This window comes from Lentzea aerocolonigenes (assembly GCF_000955955.1).
Taxonomy (GTDB): Bacteria; Actinomycetota; Actinomycetes; order Mycobacteriales; family Pseudonocardiaceae; genus Lentzea; species Lentzea aerocolonigenes_A.
The window spans coordinates 19,474-28,156 of record NZ_JYJG01000341.1; the positions used below are offsets into that span (position 1 = coordinate 19,474).

General features: G+C 67.3%; 8 protein-coding genes. 3 read left to right on the forward strand and 5 right to left on the reverse strand.

Annotation, left to right across the window (positions count from 1 at the left end):
• Position 1: 1 nt before the first annotated feature.
• A complete protein-coding gene (tkt, locus tag UK23_RS36645; protein WP_045316347.1) occupies positions 2 to 2,086 on the reverse strand; it encodes a transketolase in 2,085 nt (694 codons plus the stop codon).
• A 243-nt stretch (positions 2,087 to 2,329) separates the two neighbouring features.
• Here tkt and UK23_RS36650 point away from each other — a divergent pair, with 243 nt between their 5' ends.
• Genes UK23_RS36650 through UK23_RS36660 form a run of 3 tightly spaced genes read left to right on the forward strand, consistent with a single transcriptional unit; the run spans position 2,330 to position 5,554 of the window.
• Positions 2,330 to 3,253, forward strand: coding sequence for a heme o synthase (locus UK23_RS36650; RefSeq protein ID WP_045316348.1), 924 nt, complete (start codon positions 2,330 to 2,332; stop codon positions 3,251 to 3,253).
• 22 nt (positions 3,254 to 3,275) lie between these two features.
• Positions 3,276 to 5,273 carry a hypothetical protein gene (locus tag UK23_RS36655; protein WP_045316349.1) on the forward strand — a complete coding sequence of 666 codons (1,998 nt, stop codon included), beginning with the start codon at positions 3,276 to 3,278 and terminating at the stop codon, positions 5,271 to 5,273.
• Between the two features lie 32 nt (positions 5,274 to 5,305).
• Positions 5,306 to 5,554: a three-helix bundle dimerization domain-containing protein gene (locus UK23_RS36660; RefSeq protein ID WP_045316350.1), complete on the forward strand. Its 249-nt coding sequence runs from the start codon at positions 5,306 to 5,308 to the stop codon at positions 5,552 to 5,554.
• Here UK23_RS36660 and UK23_RS36665 read toward each other — a convergent pair.
• The 4 genes from UK23_RS36665 to UK23_RS36680 all read right to left on the reverse strand — a co-directional run bounded on the left by UK23_RS36665 (position 5,517) and on the right by UK23_RS36680 (position 8,108).
• Positions 5,517 to 5,831, reverse strand: a complete 315-nt coding sequence (locus UK23_RS36665; RefSeq protein WP_045316351.1) for a hypothetical protein — start codon at positions 5,829 to 5,831, stop codon at positions 5,517 to 5,519. The genes UK23_RS36660 and UK23_RS36665 overlap by 38 nt on opposite strands.
• 29 nt (positions 5,832 to 5,860) lie before the next feature.
• The gene (locus UK23_RS36670) at positions 5,861 to 6,511 is read right to left on the reverse strand and encodes a hypothetical protein (RefSeq protein ID WP_045316361.1); all 651 of its coding nucleotides are present in this window, start codon (positions 6,509 to 6,511) and stop codon (positions 5,861 to 5,863) included.
• Between the two features lie 61 nt (positions 6,512 to 6,572).
• Entirely contained in the window at positions 6,573 to 7,220 is a 648-nt protein-coding gene (locus UK23_RS36675; protein WP_045316352.1) for a hypothetical protein, read from the reverse strand.
• 6 nt (positions 7,221 to 7,226) lie between these two features.
• Entirely contained in the window at positions 7,227 to 8,108 is an 882-nt protein-coding gene (locus UK23_RS36680) for a hypothetical protein (RefSeq protein ID WP_419503915.1), read from the reverse strand.
• Positions 8,109 to 8,683 lie beyond the last annotated feature (575 nt).

The following is an 8,683-nucleotide window of genomic DNA, read 5'->3' on the forward strand; positions in this document are numbered from 1 at the left end:
ATTAACCCCTCACTCGGTCAAGGGAACGGCGGGCGGCGGCGACGACGTTCTCCGTCGTGAAGCCGAACTCCTTGAACAGAACCTGGTAGTCGGCCGAGGCGCCGAAGTGCTCGATCGACACGATCTCGCCGTTGTCGCCGACGTAGCGGTACCACGGCTGCGCGATGCCGGCTTCCACGGCCACACGTGCCTTCACCGACGCCGGGATCACGGACTCGCGGTACTCGGCGTCCTGCTTCTCGAACCACTCGATGGAAGGCATGGACACCACACGTACTGCAACGCCCTCGCCCTGCAGAACCTTCCCGGCCTCGGCGGCAACCTGCAGCTCAGAGCCAGTGCCGATGATCACGATCTCCGGGTTGTCGTCACCGAAGAGCACGTAGCCACCGCGCTTCACGCCCTCCGCGGAGGTGCCTTCCAGCGTCGGCAGGTTCTGCCGGCTCAGCGCGAGGCCGACCGGGCCGAGCTGCTCGATGACGGCCTTCCAGGCGAACGCGGTCTCGTTCGCGTCACCGGGGCGGACGACGGTGAAGTCCGGGATCGCGCGCAGGGCAGCGAGGTGCTCGATCGGCTGGTGCGTCGGGCCGTCCTCGCCCAGGCCGATGGAGTCGTGCGTCCACACGTACGTGACGGCGGCCTGCATGATCGCGGCCAGGCGCACCGCGGGGCGCATGTAGTCGGAGAACACGAGGAACGTGCCGCCGAACGGGCGGGTCGGGCCGTGCAGCGCGATGCCGTTGAGGATCATGCCCATGGCGTTCTCGCGGACACCGAAGTGCAGCACGCGGCCGTACGGGTCGGCGCTCCACATGCCGGTGGAGATCTCCGCCGGGCCGAACGACTTGGCGCCCTTGATCGTGGTCAGGTTCGACTCGGCGAGGTCGGCGGAACCGCCCCACAGCTCGGGGAGGTGCTTCGCCAGCGCGTTGATGACCTCACCGGAGGCCTTGCGGGTCGGCAGGCCCTTCGCGTCCACCGGGTAGGACGGCAGGTCGGCGTCCCAGCCCTCTGGCAGTTCGCGGGCGACCAGGCGGTCCAGCAGCGTCTTGGCCTCGGCGTTGGCGGAAGCCCACGCGTCGAACGACTTCTGCCACTCGGCCTTGGCGTGCTCGCCGCGCTTGACGACCTCGCGGGTGTGGTCGAGCACCTCGTCGCTGACCTCGAAGGTCTGCTCCGGGTCGAAGCCGAGGATCTCCTTGGTGGCCTTGACCTCGTCGACGCCCAGCGCGGCACCGTGCGCGGCACCGGTGTTCTGCTTGTTCGGCGCCGGGTAGCCGATGATCGTGCGCAGCAGGATGAAGGAAGGCCTGTCGGTGACGGCCTTGGCCTTCTCGACCGCTTCGAGGATGCCCTTGACGTTCTCGCCGGACTCCACGACCTGGACGTGCCAGCCGTAGGCCTCGTAGCGCTTCGCGGTGTCCTCGGACAGCGCGATCGTCGTGTCGTCCTCGATGGAGATCTTGTTGTCGTCGTAGAAGACGACCAGGTTGCCCAGCTGCTGCGTGCCCGCGAGCGACGACGCCTCGGAGGTGACGCCCTCCTCGATGTCACCGTCGGAGGCGATCACGAAGATGTGGTGGTCGAACGGGCTCTCACCCGGCGCGGCCGACGGGTCGAACAGACCGCGCTCGCGGCGGGCGGCCATGGCCATGCCGACGGCGGCGGCGAGACCTGAGCCCAGCGGGCCGGTCGTGATCTCGACGCCCCTGGTGTGGCCGTGTTCGGGGTGACCCGGCGTCTTCGAGCCCCACTTGCGCAGCGTCTTGAGGTCGTCGAGCTCCAGGCCGTACCCCGACAGGAACAGCTGGATGTAGAGCGTCAGGCTGGAGTGGCCCGCGGAGAGCACGAACCGGTCGCGGCCGATCCAGTCCGCGTCGGCGGGGTCGTGCCGCATGACGCGCTGGAACAGCGTGTACGCCAGCGGCGCGAGACTCATCGCCGTGCCGGGGTGGCCGTTGCCGACGTTCTGCACGGCGTCCGCCGCGAGCACTCGCGCGGTGTCGACGGCGCGCTTGTCGAGGTCGGTCCAGTCGTCGGGCAGATCGGCCTTGGTGAGCCGGGTGATGTCGTCGGTGACGGTCACGGACTTACAGCTCCACTCTTTGTCGCTAGGGCGGGCAGGCTTGATCGATCCCGAACGGCCTGACCCGCGTCTCTCCCTCGTCCTCCGGCCAGCCTAGTCCTGAGAGATTCAGATGTTGCTCTGAAAGGTCTCAAGCGCATGTGTGCCGAGGCACACCAGCACCCGAACGGGCTGTGAATTCTTTACGCGGTTACCATCAGTCGCTGGTTTCCACACCTCTTGCAATGCGAGGAGCGTTCACGGATGAGTGCCGTCCTCGAGGCCCCTGCCAGGTCGCCTCGTCAGGTAGTTGGCGCCTATGTGGCACTCACCAAGCCGCGGGTCATCGAGCTCCTGCTGATCACCACGATCCCGGCGATGCTCCTGGCCCAGCACGGCCTCCCGCCGCTGTGGCTGATCGCCTGCACCCTCACCGGCGGCACCCTCGCCGCGGGGTCGGCAAATGCCCTCAACTGCTTCGTCGACGCCGACATCGACTCGGTCATGAAGCGGACCGCGGCCCGGCCGCTCGCGCACAACGCCATCCCACCGCGCAACGCCCTGATCTTCGGCGTCGTTCTCGGCGTCGTCTCGTTCGCGTTCCTGTGGATCTTCGTCAACCTGATGTCGGCCGCCTTCGCGGTGGCGACCATCCTGTTCTACATCTTCGTCTACACGCTGGTCCTCAAGCGCCGGACCTCCCAGAACATCATCTGGGGCGGCATGGCGGGCTGCATGCCGGTGATCATCGGCTGGAGCGCGGTGACGGGCACCGTCGAGTGGCCGGCGCTGGTCATGTTCGGCGTCATCTTCTTCTGGACTCCGCCGCACACCTGGGCCCTCGCGATGAAGTTCAAGGAGGACTACGCCCGAGCAGGCGTGCCGATGCTGCCCGTGGTGGCCACAGCTGCGCAGGTGACGCGGCAGATCGTCATCTACAGCTGGATCACGGTCGTCTGCACGCTCGCCCTCGCTCCCGTCACCTCGTGGATCTACGTGGCGGTGGCGGCCCTGTCGGGGCTGTGGTTCGCGGTCTTCGCGCACAAGTTGCACAACGTTGTTCGCCGCGGCGGGTCCACGAACACCATGAAGTTCTTCCACATGTCGAACCTCTACCTGATGCTCGTGTTCTGCGGTCTCGCCGTGGACGCGGTGGTCGGGTTGCCGGTGCTTGGCTGGCCGTTCTAGCTGCACCTCCAGGCGTACGGCTGTGGCGCCCGCAGAGTTCACCGTCTCCGGCGGCGAAGGCACGCCGCTGGAGTTCGTGGCTGCTTTCCTGGGGTCGCGCTCGCTGCTCGTGGTGACCGATCCGGGCGGGTGGGCGCAGGTCAGCGCCGGGCTCGCGGTCGGTTACCCGGCGTCCACCGCGGTCACGACGTCCGTTCGGGTGGTGCGGTTCGCCGTTCTCGATCTCCGGCACTTCTCGTCGGCTTCGTCGCTGCCGTCGCTTTCTGATGTTGTGGGCGACGTCGTGGCGTTGCACGACACGCGCGCGTGGGACACGGGTCCGGTTGTCGCCGCGCTGCGCGGACTGGGGCGGCCTGTCGTGCTGTTCACCGCCGCGCACACGTGGGTGGCCGGGGTCGACGCGGCTTCGGTGCTGATCGGGTGGAGCGCGCCTTTCGTCGTGCTCGGCTCGCCGGTCGGTGCCGGCGAGGGGCGGGTCGAGGACGTCGTCTGGCAGTTCCGGGAACTGGAACGGCGCCGGCAGGTGCGCTTCACGGCGTTGCCGTCGCCTCCAGTGCCTTCTGACCGGCCGGTGACCGTCATGGTCGCGCTGCCCGGTGCCACCGAAGGCATCGCCGGGGCGTTGCGGCCCGGTGGCGAGTACGAGGTGTGGGTGCACGTCGGGCAGCACCCCGATCCGCTGCCCGGCGACCTGGAGTTGCGGGCCGTGCTGAGCATGAACGGGCGTCCGGTGCAGGCCGAGTCGTTCGTGCTGCCCGCCGAGGGCGCCAGTCCGTGGGTGAGCTTCCCGGTCACCACTCCGTACGCCTCGGTGCCGTGGACCGGTGAGCTGGTCATCTACTCCGGCGTGGTGCCGGTGCACGTCCAGCAGGTCGTGCTGCCCGTTGGTGCCGGTGAGTCCCGTGCTGCTGTGCGGTTCCAGCTGACGCGGACGTTCGCGGATCTCGAGCCGCTGTCGTCGCGGGTGGCGTCGGTGCTCGTGCTGGGAGAGCGGGCGCTGGTGGCCTCCGGTCCCGGTGTTCCTGCCCGGGTGGGTCTCGACCTGGGTTCGCTGCCGCATTCGTTTCCCGTCGCTTCGGGGCTGGATCCCTGGTACGGCAAGGACTTCCCGTCGTTCTGCGAGGACCTGGCGGCGTTGGCACGGCAGGGATCGGCGCTGTACTCGCGGCTGTTCGGGTCGGATGCCCTGGCCGATCGGGTTCGACGGCTGGGGCGGGCTCGTCCGGCCGGGCTGATGATCGCCTCGGTGGCTGACAGCTCGGTGCCGTGGTCGTTGATCTACGACCTGCCGTTGAACGACGGGCCGTACCGGCTGTGCGCGTCGGTGGGGCAGTTCGGGCCGTTCGGCGCCGGGGGAGAGGTGCCCGCGCACTGCCCGGTGTCCGATCACAGCGGCAATGTGTTGTGCCCCTTCGGTTTCTGGGGTCTGTCGGCCGTGCTGGAGCAGCCGGTCGGGCCGTTGGTGCCGTTCGTGTCGGTGCGGCCGCGGCCGTTCGAGGTGTCGATGGCGGTCGATCACGGCATGGACCGGGCGTTGACCGAGCGGCACGTGACCGAGCTGATGTCGATGCTTCCGCCTGAGGTCGTGACGTCTGCCTATGTCAGCCCGTCGGAGCTGGGGCGGGCGTTGGCCGGCGACGTCATGGACGTCGTGCACCTGCATTTCCGCGAGGGTTTCCTCGATCTTGAAGAAATCGAACGCTGGGACCGCGAGGGCGTGTGGCCGCGTCCGCACTGGCCGTCGCGCAAGCCGGTCGTGGTGGGCACGTCGCCGATGCCCGGCTTGGTGCGGGCGTTCATCGACGGCGGCGCGTCTGCCGTGATCAGCCCGGAAGTCGCTGTGCCGCAGGACATGGCGGGCTGGGTGACCGGCATGCTGCTCGCGCGGCTGGCGGCGGGGTTCAGCGCCGGCGAGGCGTTGCGGCTCACCCGGTGGGAGATGCTGGGCCGCGGCAACGTCATGGGGCTCGCGTACACGCTGCACGGCGGTGCGGATCTTCGAGTCCGACCGGGCAACTGAACCAAAAGCGGCGTGTGTGCGTTTTTGTTGATATGCCGAACCCGGATGTTCAACTTCGTCAGGCGATCGCCGAGCTGACCCTCCGCTTCGGTGGTCAGGTGACGAATCTGGAGATCTGGGAGGCTGCGGAGGCCGCGTACGCGTCGCTCAGTGCTGGTGCGACCGTGCACGCCCATCTCGCCGTGCTCACCGCACGCCGCGCGGCCCGTGAACTCGCGCTCACGGCGATTGGTGTGCAGATGCCTACTCAGCAGAAGGCTGGGCTGACGCCGGCTCGGTGACTTCCAGGTAGACCGTCTCGCCGTTCGCCACTGCCGTGCGTGCGAGCTGCGAGAGCTCGCTGAGGTGCGCGAACGCCTCGTGGAAGCCCCAGTCGACGTGCGGTGCCCAGCTCAGTGCGACGTCGTGCATGCGCGCGGGGTGGGCCTCGACGAGCTGTGCGACGAGAGCGTCCGGCAGCGCGAAGACGGCATCCTCTGGCTGCGGCTCCCACACCTCGTTGAGCACCTCGTGCCAGATGACGACGGCAGCTCGCGGGTCGTAGTCGCCGGCGGCCATCGACTCGCCGCTTTTGATGAAGAACGTGCTCAGGACGCCACCTTGGTCAACAGGTCCTCGACGCACGGGTCGTCGAGGGACTCAACGATGCACTTCCACAGCGACAGGTTCGTCTCGGCCCACTTGGTGTAGGTCGCGGCTGCCTCCGCATCGTAGAAGTAGTACCCGTCGTCGGCCTTGCCCACCTGCTCGCCCACGATCTTGTGCGCGAGCTCCCGCAGCGTGATGCCGTTCTCCTGCAGGTACTTGTGCGCGAGGACGACCGGCGTGACCGGCAGGGCCTTGAACAGCGTGTCCGCGTCCGAGAGCGCCTGGGCCTCCAGCGAGATGTCGCGGTGGCGGGTGCGCATCTCCGCCTCGATGACGATGCGTTCGATCCACTCGATGTCGCCGATGCAGACACCCGCGACGAACAACGTCTTGCGGCGCAGCGCCTCGCCGTCGGTGGGCAGGGAGTTGCGGCGGACCATGTAGTTGAGGTCGTGCACGAGCGCGGCGACCTCGCAGATGTCCTCCGCGGCGCCGTTGCGCCTGGCGAAGTGCACCGCCTTGTCGCGGACGAAGCTCACGTGGTGCCACCCGTGGAACTGCAGTTTCGCGGCGAGGTCCTCGCACAGCCGCCTCACGCGCTGCTCCACGTCCGCGATGACAGATCTCGGAATCGTTGTGCGCGTACGCATCATCAGCCCTCCCGACCAGGTGGGCTGATGGTAGGCGTGTTGCGACGGCCTCAGTGAGGCTTCACAGGTGGTTCGTCAGATCCTCCAAGCGGTCCTCGACCGGCACGTGCCGGTGGCTGAGCCCGGTGTCCGGGTCGTAGCTGAGGCTCCACGGCGTGACGGCACGTGACTTCACCAGGAACGTCATCGTCCCGTCAGCGGCACGCGGGATGCGGTGGAACTCGTGCGCGAGCAACGTGCCCGTGGTGCCCTCGGTGCACTGAGTGCGGTTCGTGAGCTCGGTGTTGATGACCGTGCGCCCACCGACACCGAGCCGGGCGTCGAAGCGTTCGTGCAGGTACGCGCCGCTCAGGATCGTGGTGCAGAAGTGGTACCGGTGGTTGTGGACCGAGTCCGCGTACCCGGCGCGCCAGTCCGTCAGCGGCTTGTACTCGTGCAGCCAGAACGTGAACGGCTCGTCTTCCTCGTCACGGAGGCACCACGCGAAATGCGTCGTCGTCTCCCGGGAGTGCGCGATCACCCACGTCGCCTGCTGAGGCGTGAGCCCGTCGATGTACGCCCTGAGCTCTTTGCGCAGCTCCGGCCGGGCCGCCCACTCGCGGAACCACTCGCCGACGTCGGTCCAGTGGTCCACCACGGGAAATTCGGCGCACTTCACCCGAGCGGCGAGCTCCTCGAGCGCGGACAACCCGGTGAACTCGGCTAGCAAGATCGATCAGCTCCTCAACTGAGCGGAAGCGGAGAATTCGCGACGGAAAGCGTGGAACTTGGCTTCCAGCTCCTTGAAACCGTCTTGTTCGAGTGTTTCGCCGGTGATCTTCTCGTACAGCGCGAGGAAGTCGTTTCTCGTCGTCCCCGGCGTGATGACGAAGTGGTATCCGGCCTTGGAGTTGCTGATCCGCAGGAACTCCGCGCGCTCCTTCGCGTACAGGAACGAGCTCTCGGTGAACCTGAGCGTCCTGGGATATGGCCTCAGCACTCCGGCGGTGTTGCTGTAGAGCGTCATCCAGACCGAGTCGTCGAACAGCTCAAGTCTGTCGAGTGGCGGATCGGAAACGATCGTGACGTCGATCCTGCTGCACCGGCTTCGTGCCGCGTAGAGACCGACCAGTCCGATGCTGATCTGTTCTTTCAGCCTCGTCTGGATCTCGTCGTAGTCGCCGTCCGCTCCTTCGTTGCGAAGCAGGTACCGCGCGCGCCCGCTGATCGCGTTGTCGTCCCGCGGATCCGCCAGCACCGCCTTGAGCTCGCACTCGGTCTGGCTGAGCAGCACTCTTCCAGCCGCGTACCGCCCGGCGAACCCGCGGAAGCAGTACAGCCGCGTCCGCTCCAGGTCCTGCATCATGAGCTGGTTGAACTCGGGATCGGGCGTGGCCGTCGGCTCGAACACGTGACTCGGGAAAAACTCCCGGTCCAACGCCCGGTACTCCTGCGTGAGTTCTCTCAGCGCCTTTCGGCTCTCCTCGATGACCGGCGTGAGCAGGGCCTTCTGCGCGGCTTTCGAAGTGATCAACGTCTGCGTGAAGCTCACCACCGCCGATATGAGCGTGCCCGTACCCAGCGCGGTCAGGAGGTTTCTAGCTGTGCCGGAATCCATTTGACTGGAAATGGCGATGCTCGTCCCCGACGTCACCACGAGTATGAGGAGGAGCAACCCGGTCCGAGTCCAAAACAACTCCTGGAGCAGGTTGCTGCGGATGCCTCCGGCCTCCGCGGACACTCGTCCCACCTCCTGGGTCACCTCATCGGCCGCTACCCGAACGGACGAATGCGGTCGGTGTCCGATCAAGTGCGCGGAGTTACTGTACGCGTCGGTCAAAAGATAAGGAAGCTGCTATTCGTGCGACATTTACGACCGGAATAACCGCCCTTGGGCGCAGTCGCCGGGCTGTACTCGTGCGCTTCGGTGACGGCGTGTCGCCGGTGGCCCCGAACGTGTCGGATGAGGGTGACTCGGCCACCCACACGCACCCACACGGGGTGGCATGGCTCGGTGTGGAGGCCTCGCGCTGGTCCGGTTGGCGGGTCGTCGGCTGGGCGTGTTCCGTGCGAGCGGGTCGGGTTGCGAGGGGCGTTCGTTGGCCATGCGGTGGTCGGCTTGCGCTGGCATGTCACGTTCCAGCGGAGGGGTCGCCAGTGCGGTTGCGTCGCCTTCCGGCGTGGGCGCGCAGG

What these genes read in the sequence shown, in the direction of transcription:
- UK23_RS36650 (WP_045316348.1), top strand. Translation starts at nt 2,330, where the DNA reads ATGAGTGCCGTCCTCGAGGCCCCTGCCAGGTCGCCTCGTCAGGTAGTT.
- UK23_RS36660 (WP_045316350.1), top strand. Translation starts at nt 5,306, where the DNA reads ATGCCGAACCCGGATGTTCAACTTCGTCAGGCGATCGCCGAGCTGACC.
- UK23_RS36665 (WP_045316351.1), bottom strand. Translation starts at nt 5,831, where the DNA reads ATGGCCGCCGGCGACTACGACCCGCGAGCTGCCGTCGTCATCTGGCAC.
- UK23_RS36670 (WP_045316361.1), bottom strand. Translation starts at nt 6,511, where the DNA reads ATGCGTACGCGCACAACGATTCCGAGATCTGTCATCGCGGACGTGGAG.
- UK23_RS36680 (WP_419503915.1), bottom strand. Translation starts at nt 8,108, where the DNA reads ATGGATTCCGGCACAGCTAGAAACCTCCTGACCGCGCTGGGTACGGGC.